General features: G+C 36.9%; 28 protein-coding genes. 21 read left to right on the top strand and 7 right to left on the bottom strand.

The annotated features are described in order from the left end of the window. Window positions 1–2: 2 nt before the first annotated feature. The 3 genes from ctaF (at window position 3) to KW850_RS01110 (ending at window position 1,975) form a co-directional block, all read left to right on the top strand. Window positions 3–338, top strand: coding sequence for a cytochrome c oxidase subunit IVB (gene ctaF, locus KW850_RS01120; RefSeq protein ID WP_218345739.1), 336 nt, complete (start codon window positions 3–5; stop codon window positions 336–338). A gap of 144 nt (window positions 339–482) precedes the next feature. After that, window positions 483–1,391 (top strand): cytochrome c oxidase assembly factor CtaG, encoded by a 909-nt coding sequence (gene ctaG, locus KW850_RS01115; protein ID WP_308128734.1) that lies wholly within the window; start codon window positions 483–485, stop codon window positions 1,389–1,391. Window positions 1,392–1,510: 119 nt separating this feature from the next. After that, window positions 1,511–1,975 carry a DUF420 domain-containing protein gene (locus KW850_RS01110; protein ID WP_218345737.1) on the top strand — a complete coding sequence of 155 codons (465 nt, stop codon included), beginning with the start codon at window positions 1,511–1,513 and terminating at the stop codon, window positions 1,973–1,975. 255 nt (window positions 1,976–2,230) lie between these two features. Here the strand turns inward: KW850_RS01110 and KW850_RS01105 are convergent, their stop codons facing one another. After that, window positions 2,231–2,590 carry a YugN family protein gene (locus KW850_RS01105; protein WP_218345736.1) on the bottom strand — a complete coding sequence of 120 codons (360 nt, stop codon included), beginning with the start codon at window positions 2,588–2,590 and terminating at the stop codon, window positions 2,231–2,233. Between the two features lie 190 nt (window positions 2,591–2,780). Between KW850_RS01105 and KW850_RS01100 the strand changes: the two genes are divergently transcribed. Both KW850_RS01100 and KW850_RS01095 read left to right on the top strand, forming a co-directional pair. Then, complete coding sequence (locus KW850_RS01100) at window positions 2,781–3,215, top strand: CBS domain-containing protein (protein WP_218345735.1); 435 nt, start codon at window positions 2,781–2,783, stop codon at window positions 3,213–3,215. Window positions 3,216–3,400: 185 nt separating this feature from the next. After that, window positions 3,401–4,474: a CAP domain-containing protein gene (locus KW850_RS01095; protein WP_256358030.1), complete on the top strand. Its 1,074-nt coding sequence runs from the start codon at window positions 3,401–3,403 to the stop codon at window positions 4,472–4,474. A gap of 19 nt (window positions 4,475–4,493) precedes the next feature. On the opposite strand, the gene KW850_RS01090 is transcribed toward KW850_RS01095, so the two are convergent. Beyond that, the gene (locus KW850_RS01090) at window positions 4,494–4,853 is read right to left on the bottom strand and encodes a hypothetical protein (RefSeq protein ID WP_218345734.1); all 360 of its coding nucleotides are present in this window, start codon (window positions 4,851–4,853) and stop codon (window positions 4,494–4,496) included. A gap of 23 nt (window positions 4,854–4,876) precedes the next feature. Next, on the bottom strand, window positions 4,877–5,359 hold the full coding sequence (locus KW850_RS01085; RefSeq protein WP_218345733.1) for a PaaI family thioesterase: 483 nt from the start codon (window positions 5,357–5,359) through the stop codon (window positions 4,877–4,879). A 148-nt stretch (window positions 5,360–5,507) separates the two neighbouring features. Between KW850_RS01085 and KW850_RS01080 the strand changes: the two genes are divergently transcribed. The 5 genes from KW850_RS01080 to KW850_RS01060 all read left to right on the top strand — a co-directional run bounded on the left by KW850_RS01080 (window position 5,508) and on the right by KW850_RS01060 (window position 7,587). Next, complete coding sequence (locus KW850_RS01080; RefSeq protein WP_218345732.1) at window positions 5,508–5,912, top strand: YlbD family protein; 405 nt, start codon at window positions 5,508–5,510, stop codon at window positions 5,910–5,912. A 19-nt stretch (window positions 5,913–5,931) separates the two neighbouring features. Continuing rightward, complete coding sequence (locus KW850_RS01075; RefSeq protein ID WP_218345731.1) at window positions 5,932–6,171, top strand: YlbE-like family protein; 240 nt, start codon at window positions 5,932–5,934, stop codon at window positions 6,169–6,171. A 109-nt stretch (window positions 6,172–6,280) separates the two neighbouring features. After that, window positions 6,281–6,646 (top strand): hypothetical protein, encoded by a 366-nt coding sequence (locus tag KW850_RS01070; protein WP_218345730.1) that lies wholly within the window; start codon window positions 6,281–6,283, stop codon window positions 6,644–6,646. 61 nt (window positions 6,647–6,707) lie between these two features. Next, the gene (locus KW850_RS01065) at window positions 6,708–7,151 is read left to right on the top strand and encodes a YlbF/YmcA family competence regulator (RefSeq protein ID WP_218345729.1); all 444 of its coding nucleotides are present in this window, start codon (window positions 6,708–6,710) and stop codon (window positions 7,149–7,151) included. Between the two features lie 160 nt (window positions 7,152–7,311). Next, window positions 7,312–7,587, top strand: coding sequence for a YlbG family protein (locus KW850_RS01060; RefSeq protein ID WP_218345728.1), 276 nt, complete (start codon window positions 7,312–7,314; stop codon window positions 7,585–7,587). A gap of 34 nt (window positions 7,588–7,621) precedes the next feature. Here the strand turns inward: KW850_RS01060 and KW850_RS01055 are convergent, their stop codons facing one another. Then, window positions 7,622–8,011, bottom strand: a complete 390-nt coding sequence (locus KW850_RS01055) for a DUF7147 family protein (RefSeq protein ID WP_218345727.1) — start codon at window positions 8,009–8,011, stop codon at window positions 7,622–7,624. A gap of 408 nt (window positions 8,012–8,419) precedes the next feature. On the opposite strand from KW850_RS01055, the gene rsmD reads away from it, so the two are divergent. After that, window positions 8,420–8,980 (top strand): 16S rRNA (guanine(966)-N(2))-methyltransferase RsmD, encoded by a 561-nt coding sequence (gene rsmD / locus KW850_RS01050; RefSeq protein ID WP_218345726.1) that lies wholly within the window; start codon window positions 8,420–8,422, stop codon window positions 8,978–8,980. A gap of 12 nt (window positions 8,981–8,992) precedes the next feature. After that, window positions 8,993–9,475, top strand: coding sequence for a pantetheine-phosphate adenylyltransferase (gene coaD / locus KW850_RS01045; protein WP_218345725.1), 483 nt, complete (start codon window positions 8,993–8,995; stop codon window positions 9,473–9,475). An 89-nt stretch (window positions 9,476–9,564) separates the two neighbouring features. On the opposite strand, the gene ylbJ is transcribed toward coaD, so the two are convergent. Further along, on the bottom strand, window positions 9,565–10,779 hold the full coding sequence (gene ylbJ, locus KW850_RS01040) for a sporulation integral membrane protein YlbJ (protein WP_256358008.1): 1,215 nt from the start codon (window positions 10,777–10,779) through the stop codon (window positions 9,565–9,567). Window positions 10,780–11,014: 235 nt separating this feature from the next. On the opposite strand from ylbJ, the gene KW850_RS01035 reads away from it, so the two are divergent. Both KW850_RS01035 and KW850_RS01030 read left to right on the top strand, forming a co-directional pair. Further along, entirely contained in the window at window positions 11,015–11,794 is a 780-nt protein-coding gene (locus KW850_RS01035) for a patatin-like phospholipase family protein (protein WP_218345723.1), read from the top strand. 7 nt (window positions 11,795–11,801) lie between these two features. Continuing rightward, window positions 11,802–12,821: a SepM family pheromone-processing serine protease gene (locus KW850_RS01030; RefSeq protein WP_218345722.1), complete on the top strand. Its 1,020-nt coding sequence runs from the start codon at window positions 11,802–11,804 to the stop codon at window positions 12,819–12,821. 32 nt (window positions 12,822–12,853) lie between these two features. On the opposite strand, the gene KW850_RS01025 is transcribed toward KW850_RS01030, so the two are convergent. Next, entirely contained in the window at window positions 12,854–14,068 is a 1,215-nt protein-coding gene (locus tag KW850_RS01025) for a nucleotidyltransferase (protein WP_218345721.1), read from the bottom strand. A 315-nt stretch (window positions 14,069–14,383) separates the two neighbouring features. Between KW850_RS01025 and KW850_RS01020 the strand changes: the two genes are divergently transcribed. From KW850_RS01020 to KW850_RS01005, 4 genes are all read left to right on the top strand, one after another. Beyond that, the gene (locus tag KW850_RS01020; RefSeq protein ID WP_218345720.1) at window positions 14,384–14,911 is read left to right on the top strand and encodes a YceD family protein; all 528 of its coding nucleotides are present in this window, start codon (window positions 14,384–14,386) and stop codon (window positions 14,909–14,911) included. Between the two features lie 83 nt (window positions 14,912–14,994). After that, the gene (rpmF, locus tag KW850_RS01015; RefSeq protein WP_026566356.1) at window positions 14,995–15,168 is read left to right on the top strand and encodes a 50S ribosomal protein L32; all 174 of its coding nucleotides are present in this window, start codon (window positions 14,995–14,997) and stop codon (window positions 15,166–15,168) included. A gap of 195 nt (window positions 15,169–15,363) precedes the next feature. Then, on the top strand, window positions 15,364–16,125 hold the full coding sequence (locus KW850_RS01010; protein WP_256358007.1) for an enoyl-CoA hydratase/isomerase family protein: 762 nt from the start codon (window positions 15,364–15,366) through the stop codon (window positions 16,123–16,125). A gap of 81 nt (window positions 16,126–16,206) precedes the next feature. Beyond that, window positions 16,207–16,836 carry an RsfA family transcriptional regulator gene (locus KW850_RS01005; protein ID WP_218345719.1) on the top strand — a complete coding sequence of 210 codons (630 nt, stop codon included), beginning with the start codon at window positions 16,207–16,209 and terminating at the stop codon, window positions 16,834–16,836. 37 nt (window positions 16,837–16,873) lie between these two features. Here the strand turns inward: KW850_RS01005 and KW850_RS01000 are convergent, their stop codons facing one another. Further along, entirely contained in the window at window positions 16,874–17,347 is a 474-nt protein-coding gene (locus KW850_RS01000; RefSeq protein ID WP_218345718.1) for an N-acetyltransferase, read from the bottom strand. Between the two features lie 234 nt (window positions 17,348–17,581). Between KW850_RS01000 and KW850_RS00995 the strand changes: the two genes are divergently transcribed. The 3 genes from KW850_RS00995 to KW850_RS00985 are packed head-to-tail and all read left to right on the top strand — an operon-like array spanning window position 17,582 to window position 20,713. Further along, entirely contained in the window at window positions 17,582–18,919 is a 1,338-nt protein-coding gene (locus tag KW850_RS00995; RefSeq protein WP_218345717.1) for an acetyl-CoA carboxylase biotin carboxylase subunit, read from the top strand. Window positions 18,920–18,934: 15 nt separating this feature from the next. Further along, on the top strand, window positions 18,935–19,147 hold the full coding sequence (locus KW850_RS00990) for an acetyl-CoA carboxylase biotin carboxyl carrier protein subunit (protein WP_218345716.1): 213 nt from the start codon (window positions 18,935–18,937) through the stop codon (window positions 19,145–19,147). A gap of 24 nt (window positions 19,148–19,171) precedes the next feature. Next, the gene (locus KW850_RS00985; protein WP_218345715.1) at window positions 19,172–20,713 is read left to right on the top strand and encodes an acyl-CoA carboxylase subunit beta; all 1,542 of its coding nucleotides are present in this window, start codon (window positions 19,172–19,174) and stop codon (window positions 20,711–20,713) included. Window positions 20,714–20,772: the final 59 nt, after the last annotated feature.

Raw genomic sequence — 20,772 nt, 5'->3', positions numbered from 1 at the left:
TGATGGCAAATCAACAATTAAATTCAGGAAACCCAAGAGTTGACATTGAATATCGCCGCCGGAAAAATGCAGAAGAGATGAGATATCAATTGGTATCTTTTGCCTTGATGATCTTCTTAACGCTAATTGCTTTTGCAGCTGTAGCTATTAAAGGGTTTACTTCTTGGTTTACTATACCATTTATTATCCTTCTAGCTGTTGTTCAAGTTATTTTCCAACTATATTATTTCATGCATATGAGCCATAAAGGGCATGAAGCTCCATCACTCTTTTTATACTCAGGTGTGTTAGTTGGTGCCATAACTATTCTTGCCTTTTCAACTATCATTTGGTGGTAATATGTTCAAAAAAAGAAAATCGGCTTATGGCCGATTTTCTTTTTTAAGAGCAATAAAATGGAAGATTTCATTTCTTTGCGAATCATTTTGACCAAGGGTATAATATTGTTAACAATTCTTTTACATCAGAATGAGGTGATTTGGGTGCTTACATTAGATATATTTGGTTTTAAAGCACTTTGGAGCCCGTACTTTATGCTAATATTAATAGGACTTAGTGCAGGATATTTTGTCCTTACAATTAAATACAGGAGTTTTTTTCCAGGGAGTGTTCCCTTAACGAAAACTCAAGGCGGATTATTTCTTTTATCGATGATTCTTCTTTATGCCATTAAGGGCTCTCCTGTCGATTTATTAGCACACCTTATGTTTTGGGTCCATATGATCCAAATGGCTGCATTGGTATTGGTGGTACCTCCTATTTTAATTCTAAGTATCCCGAACTGGTTTTGGAGAAAAGTATTCACTGTCGGTACTATTAATTCCGTGTTTAAGGTTTTAACAAAGCCTCTAATTGCGTTAATTATTTTTAATGGTTTATTTTCCTTTTACCATGTTCCAATCATTTTTGACCATGTAATGCAAAATGCTTGGTTGCATGCAGGATATTCCATCCTTTTATTTTTCGTTGCAACTTTCATGTGGTGGCCTTTGCTTAATCAATTACCAGAGCATCAGACATTAACCGGACTGAAAAAGGTTGGTTATATTTTTGCAGATGGAATCCTGTTAACACCAGCGTGTGCGTTAATCATTTTTGCGGATACACCAATGTACTCTACTTACTCTGATCCTCATGTTTGGGGAGAAGTGATGAGACTATGTGTCGGAACTGCAAACTTTGAAAGCTTAAATTTGAGTGGTCCTCAGCTTTTCAGCTCAATGTCATTAATCCACGATCAGCAGTTAGGTGGAGTGTTAATGAAGATTATTCAAGAAATCATTTATGGGGTCATCCTTGCGCATGTTTTCTTTGAATGGTACAAAAAGGATCAAGCAGATAACGAACAGGAATTGAAGCAGCAATCACTAAATCCATTACTTATTAAATAATCTCCCATCTTCCAGGGAGATTTTTTTTTAAGAAGGCCATATTTTTGGTTAATCCCGTTGAAAAGTAAAGTTGTTTGAACTACTATTATTCTAGAATAAAAGAAAAGAGAGGACGTTTAATGAATTCCTTACCCATTTTGCCAACGATCAGTACCTCGTTTATTGTTTTAAGTGCTATTACTGTTGCAATTGGATGGTGGCAAATAAAGCAGAGAAAGATTGAGGCTCACAAAAAGACTATGTTTGTGGCAGCAATCTTTGCGGTTATCTTCTTTATTATTTATGCATCACGAACAATTTTTATTGGTAATACGTCATTCGGAGGACCAGAAAATATTAAAATATATTACACAATTTTTTTAATATTTCACATCACCCTTGCAACAACGGGAGCTGGTTTCGGAATTGCATCCATCCTGACGGGATACAAAAATCAGCTTGCTAATCATCGCAAACTTGGCCCGGTAACTAGTTTCATTTGGTTTTTCACGGCGATTACAGGAGTTGTCGTTTACCTGCTGTTATATGTATTTTATCATGGCGGGGAAACCACTTCGATGATCAAAGCAATTCTAGGACTGTAAAATAAAGTCATAGCTGTCCTGTATACAAAAAAGACGCATGAAATTCATGCGTCTTTTTTGTATACAGGGCTTTGTTAAAATTGCTTGTTTATTTCCGTTTCAAGCGCTCAGCGCCGCGCGGGCAGTTCAGCAGCCTCCTAGTCGCTATACATGTATGCGGGGTCTCTAGTGAACCGCTTTCCCGTAGGAGTAACGCGCTATCACTTCAATCAACAAAGGGTAATATCAATAATGGGCTATAACAAAGCCTTATCCTTAAAGTGCAAATTTACTTACTTCAGCTTTCACGGCTTCAAGAATCTTTTTGCATTGATTCACAAGAGAAGTTGGGAAGTTTTCCCCTTCACCATATTCAACACCATGTGGATAATAATGTTTGCCTAAAAGCGGGGTCATTAATTGAATGGTTGCTTTATGAGCACCAATGTCTCCTTCAATTGCATGGCCTCGAATACGCAGGTAGAATACTCCTTCTTTTAATTCAAACTTGCGGTCATATGTAACACGTTCGTAGTCCCATTGCCCTTCGCGAACTAAACCGTGATCTAACATTACTTCATCTAATCGGTTTAAGTCAGCTTTTAACTTTTCAATCTCAGTATTCTCGAATTTCATAAATAATCCCTCCTAAAAACAATACCATTACCCCAATGTTTCTTTTATCAGTAAAGCAATTATAATTCAATTTTAATAATAGTTGAAAATGAATCAACTTGCAATGCATAGATTCAACGAATAAAACATAATTGGATGGAAATCCTAAAATAATGATATGAGGAATTTATTATAACATGGGGGTAATCATGTGGAAAAAATCAGGGATATAATGACTGATGCGGTAGAAAGTTGTTCTTTATTAGATAATGTATATGAAGTGGCTTTAAAAATGAAGGAATTAAATGTGGGAGCTATTCCAATTCTTGATCAAGACAATCTTGTTGGCATGATTACAGACCGTGATATTGTAGTACGAGGTGTTGCAGAAAAACATCCTGGCTCTACAAAAGTAGAGGATATTATGAGCAAACAACTAATCACTGTTACATCTGATTCTACAAGTAAGGAAGCGGCAAAATTAATGGCAGAACATCAAATCCGCCGATTACCTGTAGTAGAAGACGGTAAGCTAGTAGGAATTGTTTCACTAGGTGATTTCGCTATCCGCGAGTTAACTGACGACCAAGCAAAAGAGGCATTAACAGAAATATCTGAACAAAATTATAACGGAGCACAACACTAATAATTACTATACAAAAAAAATAGTATTACCAAACTTAAACAGGTACTTATTGTACCTGTTTTCTTTTAATCAGTTCATTTATCTGATATTTATGGTAATGACTATTATTATTGAAGTCATAGATGATATAATAATTTTATCTATACATATAATGATAGAAAATGTTCCAGAGAGGGTGAAAGCCTCTGCGTATACTGTCAAAAATACTTATTCTTTCAGCAGTTTTCTTAACCATTGGTTTTTATGTTAGTATAAATGAAAATAATGAAAGTAATATTTTAATTAAAGAAAATAATACATCAGAAATAAAACAATCAATACCAGAAAATCCAGTAAATAAGCCTAGTAAAAAAATTGTCTCAGAAAAACCGAAAGAGGGATTAGCTTTACTAATTGGGCAAAAAGAAGTTGAACTAGAAAAAGTTCTTGGTACACCAGCACGGATCGATGAATCACAATATGGTTATCAGTGGTATATTTATAATCAAAGTCCTAAAAGTTACCTGCAAGTAGGTGTGGAAAATAAACGGATTGTTACCATTTTTGCCATTGGTCAAAATTTAGATGTAGCACCATTTGAAATCGGACAACCAGTTGAGGAAATTTTTAATACTCATTATATTGATACAAATTTTAATCTCGAATATAATGGAAATTCCTATCGCTTTGAACTTAATGATACGGATTTAAATCTTCGACCAATGGTGCAATTGGGTGATATTTTTGTTCAGCTATATATAGATAAGTTTACGGGTAATCTCTCAAGTGTCCGTTTCTTGGATGCACCCACACTTATTAAACAACGTCCCTATGAACTTGTTTATAATGGTGTTCTAATCCAAGCGCCTGTGCCTAGTGAGGAAATGCAGCGTAAAATAGATGAAAATACTGAACAAGAGATATTTGACATAACCAATGTTTTAAGAGAGAGGAATAAACTTAAAAGTTTGAAGTGGGATGAAAATACGGCGAAAGCAGCTTTCCAACACAGTAAGGACATGTCGGAAAACAATGACTTTTCTCATACATCTAAGAAATTTGGAGACCTTGCTAAGAGATTAAAAACAGCTGATGTGGTTTATCAGGCTGCTGGTGAAAATATCGCGGCAAATTATACGGACGGCCCTGCAGTGGTGGAAGGGTGGCTAAATAGTAAAGGACATCGTGAGGCACTTTTAAACAATGAATATACCCATCTTGGAGTAGGAGTATATCAAAAGTACTATACCCAAAACTTTATTGAAAAAACAGAACAATAAAAAAGGTGATCATATTAGGTCACCTTTTTTCAATTATATATTCGTTGAATACAAATTTGTTCACTTCCCATTTCCCATAAACTCTTATGTATTCCCCAACTTTAAAGGAAACTCTCTGGAAGTCTTTTGTAATCGGGGTAATTTTCTGGATAGTAATTAACTTGGTCTCTGTTTGCAGTTTTAACGACTGCACATAAATATAGCGATGATAATAAAACCGTTGCTTCTCCTCTATAAGGCTCTTAATTTCGCCTGTTACAACCGCTTCCTGCTGGACATGACCAGCCATAGCCCACTTAGTATCATTCTCCTTCATCTCTTTTTTTGTCAGCCAAAAAAAGTAAAGGCAAATAATTGGAATGACAATGGCGGTAACCATTATGAATCAAACTCCTCCGGTCATTATTTGCTAATAATAAAGAATGTACCTGTTGCATAGGCAATTTTTTTGCCATCACTACGATAGGCTTCTCCTGAAATAACCATGGTGTTGCTGCCTTTATGAATAATTTCTGCTTTACACCGGAGTGATTCTCCAATTCCTGGTGCTATGTAATGGATATTCAATTGATTGGTAACTGCCCCTAATCCTTTCGGCAAGTAATAATTTGCCAAACTGCCCATTGCAGTATCTAAAACGGTCGCTGTAATCCCGCCATGGACGATATCTAAGTTATTATGAAGAGTAGGGTGAAGCGGGATGGAAATTTCGCAGGTATCCTCTTCAAATTTTCTTTCCATTTGAAGAATCCCGTCAATATAGGTACTGCGATTTTGATTTATTTTTTGTTTGAATCCATTTAAAAGGTATGCAAGAGAAGTTAAATCAGCCTCTGAGCCATTTTCCATACATGTTTCTAATAATTGACGTATTTCATCTTTCATTTTATATACCTCTTTCATTTCTTATTCTTTTGACATCTTATCATTAACAGGAAAAATATTAAATATATACATCTTTCTGAGTTCTTTCACATTTTGAATTTTATTACATATTGTATTATTGGCAGTAATATGGGCTGAGGTGAGAAAAATGACACAAAAAAAATTACACCCTACCGTCATACAATTTAAAGAATTTGTTAAAAACAATCCAAAACTTATCCAGGAAGTACGGACAGGGAAGGCGACCTGGCAGGAGTTATACGAAGAGTGGTATTTATTAGGGGAAGAGGATACCCGCTGGGAAACGATTGGAACTAATAAAGAAACTGCCGATGAAGAAAGTGTAGAATCGAAAGGTGATTGGATTTCCAGCATTATGGGAATGGTTAAGAAAATGGATCCAAATCAAATGCAAAACCATATTAACAACCTAAGCCAGGCCCTAGGTGCGATTCAAGGTGTTATTTCACAATTTCAAGGAAACAATCCTGCTGGAGGTCCAGTAAAACCGCAAGAAGGACCTAAACATCCCTTTATGTTTAGAAAAGACTGATGGAAAGGAACTTTAATTTATGAGAAAAGATGTACTTGAATATATAGAAAGTCAGAAGGACTTAAAACAGTTTATCCGTGAACAACCAATCTGGTACCGGAAGTTATCAAGAAATCCTTATGATTTGCAGGCACTTGAAATTCAATCATTACACTATCATAAAAAGACCATTCCAGATCAAGTTAACAAATTTTCAAATAGTGTCCAAATGGCTTCTATGATGTATCATATGTTTCAAGCGATGAAAAATCAAAATTAACAAAGCCCCAAATTATTCTCTTTGAGGCTTTTTTTGTATGTAATTAAGGTTTAAGACTAAAAATTGAAATGGAGGCGAACAATACAAGCAAAAGAAGGAGTGAATCAAAATGAAAAAGCATTTTCCAAAGGTTGTCCTTATGTTCTTAATAACTGGTATTCTTTCCGGATTTAATAATGCCTCGCCAAAAGAGGAAATACCTTCACTATTCGTCCAGCACCAAATAAAAGGAGAAACAGTATTCATTAATTGTATCGTTACTGGTATCAGTTTTCGTGAAACTGACCATTCCAAGAAAAGATTCGGTAAGATTGTTATTTGGATTGATGGCAAGAAAAAATCTGAAGTTAATGCAGCGGCATTTATGATTAAAGGGTTATCGCCGGGAAGTCATAGTGTTAAGCTGGAAGTTGTCGATTTAAATAATGCACCGTATGGAATGGAGAAAGAATTTATGGTAAAAATCACTAGATAAATTGTATATTTCGCATTACTAACACTTTCATGTTAAAATATCAGTGGAGGTGGGTGAAAACGTGCTTGCTACATTAGAAAGAGTTGAATTATTGGAACAGGCGGAACAGCTAGCCAAGATGGTTTTAGAATCAGATATAGCAGAACAATATCAGATTTGTTTATATAAATTGCAAAATAACAAAGAGTCACAGCGTAAAATAAAGCGTTTTGTTAGTCTAAAGGAACTGTATGATGAGGTACAACGGTTTGGTAAATACCATCCTGATTATAAAAAGGTCATGACACAAATCCGTGAAAATAAGAGAGAAATGGATTTAGACCCCCTTGTAGCGGAGTTTAAATTGGCCGAAAATGATTTGCAAGACCTTCTAGATGCCATCAGCATTATCGTAGGCGGTGCAGTCTCAGAACATATAAAGGTACCAACCGGCAATCAGTTCTTTGAAACACAAACTGGCCATAGCAGTGGTTGTGGCGGTGGCGGCAGCTGTAATTGCGGGTGAGGAAAATCAGCTTTTGAAAGCTGATTTTTTCTTTAGAGTGCAGTAATTTATCTTGTTACTACCATATAATATTGGAAAGAAGTAAAGTTTGAATTGAAATGAATCGTTTTAATATGCTAGACTTATTTAAAATGATGGTTCTGTTGAAGGGGAAAAAAGTATGTTTGTTCAAAGACAAGGATTGGTTGTGTGGCTTTACTCTCTAAAACAAGCTAAAATGCTTAGGCGCTTCGGAAATGTACATTATGTCTCAAAAAAGTTGAAATATGTTGTACTGTATTGTAATCAAGAAGAAGTAGATGAAATAATGGAAAAGTTGAATTCTTTTTCGTTTGTAAAAAAAGTAGAGCCTTCATATAAACCTTTCTTAAGAATGGAGTATGAAAATTCAGCTCCCGATAAAGCAAAAGAATACGATTATAAGATGGGAATTTAAAAAGGTGAGGGCGATTCAGGTCCCTCACCTTTTCCTATTGAAGTGGCAGTAAATAATGATTAAGCCTGAGAATACCAATTAGATATTGGTAATATAGTTCCTTTTCATAAAAGCTGGAGGAGGGCTTTACCGTTAATTCACAAATCTGTTTATCATATTTCGAAGCGGTTTGAGCAAAAAGATCATACCTTTTATTTGGAGTGAAATTTGGATTTGGAATACCCTCCCGGCAAATATAAAGAGGTTGAAACTTACCAGGGTCAGTCGGTTTAAGGACAACAACTAGGGAGGTAAGTTCCTTTTGATCAATTTTTGTATGGAGAGCAAGCATGTGTTGAAGACGGTGTTGATTGGCATTTGTAAGTTCTAGTAATTCATATAAATCTGAATATCCTTCACCTAATTCAATAAAACGTTGGATCAATGAAAACGCTCCTTTTACAATGAGTCAATTCATCAATACTTTATCACTAATTTTTGATTTTTTGAATAAAAACTAAAAAAAACCTGCAGAACATTCTGCAGGGTCCTTCCAAATCCTCAAAAAGGATAGAAGGCAAAGGGAGAGGAGAAACCGGAGGAAGAACTTATGGGGAAACGTAAGTCTTCTCCGCGGTTGGCAACAACATCCTCGAATTGATGTTGTTAATTACATTATTTCCACAACCCAAAAGCTTATACGTGCTTTATCATAAAATTTCGTGATAAACCACTCTGTTTGGTACTCAACTTTTAAATAAAGAGATATCATCAACAGAATTGTCTACTTTTTATAAATTATGGTAGGATGTATTAAGCAATTATTTCTCAAAAAAAATGTGGTGATAAGTAAGTGAGAGTGGTTTCAGGCATTTGTAAAGGAAGACCGCTGAAAGCAGTTCCAGGAAATACAACTCGACCGACAACCGATAAGGTCAAAGAAGCTTTATTTAATATGATTGGACCTTATTTTGATGGCGGGATTGGGTTAGACCTATTTGCTGGTAGTGGTGGGTTAGGTTTGGAGGCGCTTAGCAGAGGATTGGAAAAAGTGATTTTTATTGATCGTGAATCAAAAGCGATTCAGGTGATCCATGAAAATATTAAAGCTTGTAAATTTGAGGATCAAGCTGAGGTTTATCGCAATGATGCCGATCGGGCATTAAAGGCTCTCATAAAGAGAGAAATCTGCTTTGATTATATTTTTTTAGACCCGCCATACAAAAAACAACAACTAGTCAATTTAATGGAAAAAATGGATAAGCAGAATATAGTAAAAACAGATGGCATCATTGTCTGTGAACATAGCTTTGAGGTTGAAATACCGAAATCAGTAGGAGGATTTAGCCAAATAAAACACGAGAAGTATGGGATTATTGCAGTAACAATTTATAAACGAACAGATATTGAGTAAGGGGGAATCAATTTGACAAAAATCGCCGTTTGTCCAGGAAGCTTTGACCCAATTACATATGGTCATTTAGATATTATTAGAAGAGGTGCCAAAGTATTTGATACAGTATATGTGAGCGTTTTAAACAATTCATCTAAAAACCCTTTATTCACAATTGAAGAGCGAATGAATCTAATCAAGGCAGTAACAAAAGATCTTCCTAATGTTAAAGTAGATGTTCATTCTGGCTTACTTGTTGATTATGCAAAGGCTGTTAATGCTAATGCCATCATCCGTGGATTGCGGGCGGTTTCTGACTTTGAGTACGAAATGCAAATCACATCGATGAATAGAGTACTTAATGAGGATATCGAAACCTTTTTTATCATGACCAACAATCAATTTTCGTTTTTAAGCTCAAGTATTGTAAAAGAAGTGGCAAAGTATAATGGGGATATTTCGACACTTGTACCGCCGATCGTTGAAAAAGAATTAAAAAAGAAGTTCAAGTCATAAATAAAAAAGAGCTAGCTAAGTGAACTGCCCATCCGATGATTCTTTGTGTCGAAAAATTGGGATGCAGTTTATAGTGCGAAGCTCTTTTTTTATTGTTTTTTTTGGCGGGAATATAAGATCAGTACATATACGAACAGTGAAATAATGGTGATAATCGGCCCTACAACAATCATTTTATGGTAAATGTGGTCTACCCATGATCCATCACCGAAAAATCCAACAGGCAAGGCATTTGAAGGACGTTCATTACCATTAAATCGTAAATAAACGGGCTTCCATAAGATCAATGCGAATAAGCTTGCAAAAATACCGTGAATGATTCTAGCGATGAAAAAGGGCTGAAATCTAATATCTGTTTGTGCAAGGATACTTGCAACCTGGGCTTGGACGCTAAAACCACTAAAGGCTAAAATAAAGCTGGTTATCATCGCTTTTTGTAATAGAGTGGCATCTAGCACTTGACTGGTTAATTGACTACCTGAAGTGATTTCAAATAAACCTGAAATAAACGGAATACTTAACATTTCTGGGAATGACAACGATGATAACAGGACCTCAACTGATTTAGCCAATGTTGCAGTGATATGTAAATGATAAAGTATTTTGTTTATTACTGAGAATAAAATAATAAAACCACCAACCATTAATAAGGTTTGAATGGATGAGTTGACTGCATCCCCTAATAGTTTTCCAATCGGTCGATTGTCTTTTAATCTTGTTTGATGCAAGGCTGATAAAGCAGAACGGATTTTGAATTTCTTTCTTTTTGGCTTGATTTCATCAGGGGATTCCTTTCCATAAAAGCGCATAATTAATCCAACACAAATATTCCCTAAATAGTGGGATAATGCGAGGGTAACCCCTAAATGAGGATTATAGAAAAACCCTACCGAAACCGCCCCAAAGATAAATAAAGGATTAGAGGAATTTGTAAATGAAACAAGTCTCTCCGCTTCAATTTGTGTTAATTGTCCTTCTTCTCTTAATCTTGCCGTAAACTTTGCGCCAGCTGGGAATCCAGAAGCCATACCCATCGCCCAAACAAAACCGCCAACACCTGGGACCTTAAATAATGGTCTCATTAGAGGTTCTAATAGTACACCAATAAATTTAACAACTCCAAAACCAATTAACATTTCAGAAACAATAAAAAAAGGTAACAAGGATGGAAAAACAATTTCCCACCACATATTTAGGCCGCGAATCGAAGCATCTAATGACTCCTGCGGATAAAATATTAGAGAGCCAGCTAAAATGGTGACGGATATCGATAAAAAAATCGTTTTTAATTTGGACCGAAACAATGAAGGGACCTCCTCCCAAGGGGATCGTTGAACTGTGCAATCAATTAATTGAATGTTAGAATAAAGAAATATTCTTTCCTGACTTGTCCTCATATAACACAAATATACTCATAGAACGTTTATTTAGACCATAAGATTGAACGAGATTTCATTTTTGTAGGGAAGGGTCTTCGTTAAGTCCGTCTATTGAGGAAATCAAATAATTCTATTTGGTATTTTTAGGAGGTCTACAGTTATGGAGCACCCTAAAATAGGCTTGGCGCTTGGCTCGGGAGGTGCACGCGGGTTTGCTCATTTAGGTGTCATTAAGGCATTAAAGGACGCTGGAATACCGATTCATCTGATTGCAGGCAGCAGCATGGGAGCACTAGTAGCAAGTTTTTACGGTGCAGGGATTGATATGGACCGGTTATATAAATTATCTACAGCATTTAAGAGGAAATACTTTTTGGACTTTACGGTTCCGAAAATGGGCTTTATCTCTGGTAAGAAAGTAAAAGAATTCATTAAGGTCTTTACCCACGGGAAAAATATTGAAGATTTATCTATTCCAATTGGGATTGTTGCAACTGATTTATTGACGGGGGAAAAGGTGGTTTTTAAAACAGGCCCTGTCGCAGATGCTGTTCGAGCAAGCATCTCCATACCAGGTATTTTTGTGCCGGAAAAATACAATGGAAGAATCCTTGTGGATGGTGGTGTATCAGATCGCGTTCCTGTTTCTGTCGCTAAAGAGATGGGCGCGGATATCGTTATTGCAGTTGATGTTTCCAGGGTCAAGCGAAATGCTGAAATTACCTCTATTTATGATGTCATCATGCAGAGCATAGACATAATGCAAGCCGAAATAATTAACAATAGGGAAATTGCTGCTAATGTGATGATTCGCCCTCCTGTCGAACTTTATAGTTCACGAGCCTTTACAAATATAGTGGAGATTATTAACTTAGGTGAGGAAGAAGCGATAAAACATTTTACACAAATTAAAACGGTAATTGAACAGTGGAAGGGGTAAACATTGTATGCTCAAAAAAATATATATAGCTTCAACTCTCATATTAGCGATTATTTTAATTGGTGGAATGTTTTATTCATTGCCTTATTATGTTTCGAAACCAGGAATGGCAAAAGAACTTGGACCAATCATCACTGTCGATGGCGGTGATAGGGACGAAGGGAATTTTATGCTGACAACGGTTAGAATGGGCAGAGCGAATATTTACTCCTTTTTAGAAGCAAAGATAAGAAAATATGAAGAGCTTTATCCACTTGATTTGATTTTAAATAAAACAGAAACAGAGGAAGAGTATAATGCCAGACAACTCCACCTTATGGCAGGGTCAAAATTAAATGCCATCGAAGTTGCTTACCGAAAGGCGGGGTTACCGGTTAAATACAAATATAAGGGGATTTATGTGGTTCAGGTAATTCCTAATATGCCTGCTGATGGGGCACTTTCCACGGGTGACCGTATTTTTAAAGTAGATGGGAAACAATTGCCTTCTTCGGAAAAATTCATTGAATACGTTAGTAAGAAACATGCCGGTGAAAAGGTAACACTCTCATATTTACGAAACAAAAGTAAAAAGACTGTGACATTAAAACTGCAGCCATTTAAAGAAGATCCGCAAAAGGTTGGAATTGGGATTTCTCTTGTTGATGATAAAGAAATAATAGTGGATCCTAAAGTTAAGGTAAGGACTGATGAAATTGGCGGGCCGTCTGCAGGGTTCATGTTTTCTTTAGAAATCTATAACCAGCTGACAGAAGGCGATTTGACAAAGGGCTATCAGATTGCTGGAACAGGAACAATTGATGTGGATGGTACAGTTGGACCGATTGGCGGAATTGAACAAAAAATAGTGGCAGCAGACAAGGCAGGTGCGGAAATCTTTTTAGCTCCTAATGAAAAAGGGATCAAGAATTCCAACTACCGGGATGCAGTAAAGACCGCCCGTGAAATAAACACCAAAATGAAGATTGTCCCAATCGATACATTTGACGAAGCTGTTAGTTATTTAGAAAAGTTAAAGAAAAAATAAAAAAGATGGTGCGCATGCATCATCTTTTTTATTTATCGAATATAAATAGGCGGCTGCTCATATTCCTGACGGATCAGTTTGTTTTTTAAACGACTAGGGATACCAAGCGAATAAATCCGTGAAGCCCGGATGTCAAGGTCAATCTCTTTTTCGGTAAAAGAAGAAAGTTTTGATATTAGCGGGAGACTGAGGTGAGATTTTGTTTTATTTAAGTATTCCCTTCCCTTTGTGGTCATGCCCAAAAGTCTTAAGTAAGAGGCTTTTTCTGAGATAAATGCCATTTCCGCTTTTTTTGTATTTGTTAAAATATGAACACATAGCCTTTGCAGCCTAGTCCAAGTATACCGTTTCGTTTTAATTTGCTGCATAAAATCATGAAAACTATTGGCCTCTCTAGCTGCAGAAAGAAGTCTGTTTTCAAGACCCTCTTCCATTTCATAAATTTCCCTCAGTTCTTCCGGCCTAGCGTGCAGTAACCGAAATTGAAGATAACTCCAATAATTTTCCCATTGGTGAAATACTTGATATGATTCTAGATACTCTTTAAGCAACTGTTTCGTCGGCTCGGGTACATACTGGTCCATAGCGGATTTTTCATTGCTGTGAGTAAAGATAGCTTTCCGGATACTTGTTGCACTTGCAATCGTAGCAGAGGAAAAATCTTCATCATGATAGTTCGCATTTTTTCGAGCAATCGTCATTGGAATGATATCGGACTTTTGATGTTGTATTGCTTTTATGTATTCGAGTCCAAGTATATTATTCGGCTTAGCTAAATCCAAATACTTTTCCGAATCTGGTAATTGCCCAAATGCAAGAGATATGGCTTTTGGATAACTGACCCCTGTGCCTATGTATTGTTTAATGTTTTCATTAAATTGCCGTTGCTTCCCTTCCAAGTAATCGATTGTTTGAAGGAAAGACGTTATGTCTCCACTCTCGCTCCCAAAACAGAGGCAATTAATGCCTGCTGCATCCAAAATTGACACGGCGCCATAGGCAAAGGTTTCCGCTTTTTGAGTGGCGTAGGCATAAGGAAGTTCAAAAACAATATCTACGCCATTTAGCAATGCCATTTTCGTCCGCTGCCACTTGGATACAAGTGCAGGTTCTCCGCGTTGTAAAAAGTTACCGCTCATTACTGCGATAACAACATCGGCCTCTGCTGCATCCTTTGATGCCTGTAAATGGTAGGCATGTCCATTATGAAAAGGATTGTATTCTACAATTAATCCAACAGCTTTCATTTCTTCTCTCCTTATAACATAGGCTCTGTTAAAGCTCATTATTGATTTTTTGGAGCGGAAATCAACAGAAAGTTTAACAGAGCCATAACCTAAAAAAACGCTTTTCTATTCATTATAGCAAAATTCTAAGGAAACCAATCAAATAATATGGTAATATATTAAGGGTGTTTGCAAAAAGCTTATCTGGTTAAACTAGTATAGAAACAGATAAGATCGTTTTGCCTTTTTAAATCATCTGACGAGGTGTAAAGAAAAAACATTGACAAAAAATTTATCGAAGGCTATAATTACCTTTGTTGCCTTGGGGTGATTCAATTGAAATGGACATTAAGTCAATTACAAAAATATCGAAACAAGGAATTTATGATTGATGAGATAGTTCGTATGGATGAGATCAAACAAGACGATCCCACCATTCGAGAAGTTTCTCCGATGCATATTACTGGTCGGGGAGATATCGATTCAACGAAAGTAACATTCCATTTAAAAATTGAAGGTTACTTAATACTTCCATGTTCTCGTACTTTAGTGGATGTGAAACTTCCAATTAATGTTGAAACAACTGAAACGTTCCTCTTACAAGGTTCTGTTTATGAAACTGAAGAGGAAGCATATCAAGTGAAAGGTGAAGTGGTTGATGTCATACCAATCCTTCGAGAAATTCTTTTACTTGAGATACCAATGCAAGTTTTTTGTGAAGATGTTAATCGTGAAGATGCTGCTCCACAGTCTGGCAAGGATTGGGAAGTTGTTCATGAAGAAGATCAATCTAAAAAAATTGATCCGAGACTTGCAGGTCTCGCAAAGTTTTTTGATGAAAACAATTCTTCTTCCGAATCATAATCGACAAATCTAAGAAGCAAAGTGAAGACCCAGCATTCCTGGCCTTCATTACTTTCTTAATACTCTTTAAGGAGGTGGGAAGAATGGCTGTACCTTTTAGAAGGACTTCTAAAACTGCAAAAAGAAAACGTCGTACTCATTTTAAATTAAACGTACCTGGTATGGTAAGCTGCCCAAACTGTGGTGAAATGAAACTTTCACACCGCGTATGTAAAGCTTGCGGAACATACAAGGGAAAAGACGTAGTAAACGACTAATTTTCGATAAGATAGAAAGCACAAGGGTTAATAACCCTTGTGCTTTTGTCGTTTTTTGAAATTTACTGATTTTCCACTAAGTTGATTGAAGCACCTGGAGCGGAAATTAACTTACTAGTTTGACAGAGCCTAGAAATTATACATACTTATAACAGCGTAAATGAAATCGTTATCAAAGAAAGGACGTGACAAAGGTTGGCATACTCCATCGAAAAACGGGAAATGGGTTATTTATTATTTACGATTACTAGAAGTGAAAAAAGGAATGCTATTAACTTTGACGTTATGGAAGGATTAGCTGAAGCGATACAAAGATCTTCTCAACCTGATATTAAGGCCCTTGTCATTACCGGAGAAGACGATCGAGCATTTTGTTCAGGAGGAGATTTATCTGTTTTTCACCATCTTCGCACGAAGGAAGAAGCGTACGGGATGCTCTCTAAAATGGCAAATATCCTTTATTCCCTTCTTACCCTGCCTATTCCGACAATTGCTTTAATAAATGGAACAGTAATAGGCGGCGGTTGTGAGCTTGCTGCGGCATGTGATTATCGCCTAGCACGTGATGGGATAAAAGCAGGGTTTGTTCAAGGGAAACAAGCAATAACAACAGGCTGGGGCGGAGGTTCAATTTTAGCAGAAAAGCTCTCAGACGCAAGTGGAATGAAGCTGTTAATGGAAGCTGACCTGCAAACAGTATCATATTTAAAAGAAATTGGGTTTATTAACTCTTTATATACCGGTGACTCTCTTCAGGCTTGTGAATCTTACCTTGGGTCGATGCTGACTACCGATCTTAGTGTGTTAAAATCCTATAAAAGGATTTGGGTTAGAAAGTGGGAAGAAACAAAACTGCGTGAAAGAATAGAAGAAGAAGTAAGAAATTGCTCCATACTTTGGGAAAGTGATAAACATCATGACTATGTAAATGCTTTTATACGTAAAAAACAAGAATAAAGATGAAATCACCGCGCTTGATTAAGTCTATCTTTTCTAGTAGATGCATATGTATTATAAAAACACTAGGAGGGATGACTAATGTCACCAACTCGACAAGATGCATGGTCCCAAGATGAAGACTTGTTGCTTGCTGAGGTTGTGTTACGACACATCCGGGAAGGCGGGACACAACTGCAAGCATTCGAGGAAGTAGGGAAGCAACTCTCACGTACTTCAGCAGCCTGTGGCTTTCGTTGGAATTCATTTGTAAGAAAACAGTATAAAACGGGGATCGAGCTTGCTAAAAAGCAGCGTAAAGAGTTGAAAAAACAGCCAGTCTCGAATGAAGTAGAAACGATTGAAGAACCTGTTAAAGTAGAAGTGGTTCCAACCCCTCCGGTAAATGAGCAAGGAAGCACCATTACATTTTCGACGGTCATTCATTTTTTGGAAGGACTTCAACAAAAAGCTCTAGCCTCATCCAATATTGAAGCAGAACGTAAAAAGTCTAATGAAAAAATTAAAGAGTTGGAAAAGAAGGCGTACTATTTGGCTGCAGAAAATGAAAGATTATCAAAAAATTTAAAAGCAATCGAAGAGGATTATCGTTCATTAATTGAAATTATGGAAAGAGCTCGGAAAATGGTTGTCCTTCAGGACGAGGACCGCCAGCAAAAAGTGAAGTTCCAAATGGACAAAAATGGTAACCTTGAAAGAGTAGAGAAATAGAAAAAGCGGACCAAAATGTCCGCTTTTTTGCATTCCATTAATGTTGTTGTGCCTCAACGCCTGAAGGATACCAAACTAGTGGATTTTCACCACGGTCTCGCTCCATTTCGTATTCTACTTTAGTAAAGTCCATTTTTTCCCAAAAAGCACTTGAATGTACTCTTGGATTCGTCTTAATCGGCAGACCAAAGTTTTTCGCAAATTCTACAAGCGCCTTACCAAACCCCTTACCTTGGTAACCAGGTAATACCTCAAGTTTCCATAACTCTAAGTAGTTTTGTGGTGGATAGAAATAGCGGTCAAATTTTGCGTCAATTTGATATAAACTCATTCTTGCTACTAATGTGTCCCCAAAATAAATTCCGTAAAATGGTGAGTCGCTATCGTTATCAACCATATTTGCTTCAAGATCCTCAATCATGGATAGTTCTTGAATCCCATATTGTTTAAATTTTTTAAATTCTTCTAGTGTTTTAAAATTTACTTTAAGTCTTTCCACTTTTGCTGACATAGTCGACCTCCTAATATGATAACTGATAATCTTGTATATATTCATTTGCACTTGAATAACATGAAATGAAATAATTTTTGCATTATTCAAATGAATCATTCTCATTATATAACAAAAACTTAAAAAATTCTTCAAATAAGTTGAGGAAGCGTTTTCATAAAAAGCAGGAAATTCGGAGAATGATGTAGAAACATATAAATGGTGGAATAAAAGGGGTACGAAAGGGGAAAAAAAGTGCAAAAAATTTTAATTGCCAATCGTGGAGAAATAGCCCTTCGGATTATTCGAACCTGTCAGGAGATGGAGATTGAAACAATTGCTATTTATTCTGAAGCTGATAGGGAAATGCCCTTTGTAAAAGCAGCAACGATGGCTTTCTGTGTAGGGGAACCTCCCGTTAACAAATCATATTTGCAAGTTGATAAAATTTTAGAGATAGCGAAACGAGAGAAAGTAGATGCAATTCACCCTGGTTATGGCTTTTTATCTGAAAATACTGGTTTTGCTAAACGGGCCATCGAGGAAGGCATTATTTTTATCGGACCTAACCCTTCAACTATTGAATTAATGGGTGATAAAGTGGTATCTCGTCAAACGATGGAGCAAGCTGGTGTACCCGTGGTTCCCGGAAGTGGTTGTGGATTAACCAGCAGTGAGGAAGCATGCGTACTTGCACAATCAATCGGCTACCCTGTCATGCTTAAGGCGAGCGGAGGAGGCGGCGGGATTGGAATGGTATATTGTGAAAATGAACAAGCGCTCGTTAAGTCTTTTGCCCAGACAAAAGCGAGAGCATTGGCCTATTTTGGCTCAGATGAAGTCTTTATCGAGAAATATATCAAAGATGCTAGACACATTGAAGTCCAAGTGTTTGGAGATAATCATGGAAATATCATCCACCTGTTCGAAAGAAATTGTTCCATTCAAAGAAGACATCAAAAGGTAATTGAGGAATCTCCATCACCTATATTATCTGATAAAGCTCGTCAGAAAATGCTTCAAACAGCTGTAAAAGCAGCAAGTGCTGTTAATTATTCAAATGCTGGGACCATTGAATTTATTGTAGATGAGAACGAAAATTTCTATTTTTTAGAAATGAATACGCGTCTTCAGGTGGAACATCCTGTGACCGAAATGATAACTGGTCTCGATCTTGTTAAATGGCAAATCCTCATTGCTCGAGGGGGACGTTTACCTTTGCTCCAGGATGATATCACTTTGTCGGGTCACGCGATTGAATTTAGGGTGTATGCTGAAGACTCTGTCCGCTTTTTACCGTCACCAGGTAAAATCAGTACTCTTAAGTGGAATGACCAAGCGGGAGTTAGGATTGATTCAGGTTATGAAGAAGGCGGGACAGTTACGCCGTTCTATGATCCAATGATTGCCAAAATCATTATTCATCATGAAACTCGTGAACATGCATTAAAAGAGGCTGTTCGCTTCTTCAATGATGTCAAAATTGAAGGAATTAAAACGAATGTTCCACTCTTTCTAAATATATTGGCAAGTAATGACTTTCAAAACGGTTCGTACAACACAGGCTTTTTAACAAAAAAATTAGTGAATTAAGGGGAGAATGCCAGAATGAAAGAAATAACAGCAAGCATGGCGGGAACAGTTTTAAATATTTTTGTAGCAAATGGTAATCAAGTTCAACCAGGTCAGGAAGTAGTAATGCTTGAATCAATGAAAATGGAAATTCCAATCGAAAGCGATACAGTGGGTTTGGTATTGGATGTAAAAGTTAACATTGGTGATTTTGTAAATGAAGGCGACGTATTAATTGTCCTAGAATAGAAGTTTTTAAAAGGGGTGAGAATGATGTCAGTAACCAATACATTGAATGAGCAATTAAATGAGAATCGTAAAATAATTGAAGCTGGTGGACATCCAAAATATCACGAAAAGGCTAAAGAGCAAAAAAAGTTGTTTGTTCGTGAGCGCCTTACCTTGTTGTTTGATGATGGAAAATATGAGGAAGATGGTAAATTTGCCAATTTTAAGGCTGGTGATCTTCCTGCAGATGGTGTTGTAACAGCGATTGGTAAAATTAACGGGCAAACTGTTTGTGTCATGGCGAATGATTCGACCATCAAGGCGGGTTCATGGGGAGCAAGAACGGTTGAAAAGATTATCCGCATTCAAGAAGTTGCGGAAAAATTAAAGGTTCCGCTTTTCTATCTTGTCGATTCTGCAGGGGCAAGAATAACTGACCAATTAGAGATGTTTCCAAATCGTCGTGGCGCAGGAAGAATTTTTTACAATCAAGTAAAACTGTCCGGGATGATCCCCCAGGTTTGTATATTGTTTGGTCCTTCTGCAGCTGGTGGAGCTTATATTCCAGCTTTTTGTGATATCGTCATTATGGTTGATCAAAATGCTTCTATGTATTTGGGGTCACCTCGTATGGCTGAAAAAGTTATAGGCGAAAAGGTAACACTTGAGGAAATGGGCGGTGCACGAATGCATTGTTCTGTCAGCGGCTGCGGGGATGTTCTCGCCTATAGTGAAGAGGAAGCCATTGAATCAGCAAAAAAATATATCAGTTATTTTCCTGCTAGTTTTAAAGAAAAGCCAAAGATGACTGCGGGTGTGGCAACCAAACAAGGCCGTGAACTAGAAGCCATTATTCCCCAAAACCAAAACGCACCGTTTGATATGTATGAATGTATTGATAGTCTGGTGGACAATGCTAGTTTTTATGAAATCAAAAAATTGTTTGCACCAGAATTGATAACGGGGCTAGCTAGAATCGATGGTAGACCGATTGGCATTATTGCCAATCAGCCTAAAGTAAAAGGCGGTGTTTTATTTGTTGATTCTGCCGATAAAGCGGCAAAATTCATTCAACTCTGCGATGCCTACCATATTCCGCTTTTATTTTTGGCAGATGTACCGGGCTTCATGATTGGAACAAAGGTTGAACGAGCTGGTATCATCCGTCATGGGGCCAAGTTAATTGCTGCAATGAGTTCAGCCACAGTCCCGAAAATCTCAGTCATTGTGAGAAAAGCATATGGTGCTGGTCTTTATGCCATGGCTGGTCCAGCTTTTGAGCCGGATTGCTGCATCGCGTTGCCTACAGCACAAATTGCGGTAATGGGTCCAGAAGCAGCAGTAAATGCTGTTTATTCAAACAAAATTAATCAAATTGAAGACCCGAAAGAAAAAATAGCTTTTGTACAAGAGAAGCACAAAGAATACAAAGAACATATTGACATCTATAAACTTGCTTCAGAACTTATAGTCGATGAAATAGTCGCACCATATGAATTACGACATGTCCTTATTCAACGTTTTGCTTTCTACGAAACGAAGGAATTAAATTTCAGTATTCGTAAGCATCCAGTTTACCCAGTCTGATTTTTTGCCCTATTCGGTCTTAATCGAATAGGGCTCAATTTTTTTCTAAATCTTAGTAA

Source organism: Bacillus sp. sid0103, from assembly GCF_019219025.1.
Note: the sequence above shows the minus strand (reverse complement) of the source record. Positions and strands in the feature narration are given on the sequence as shown.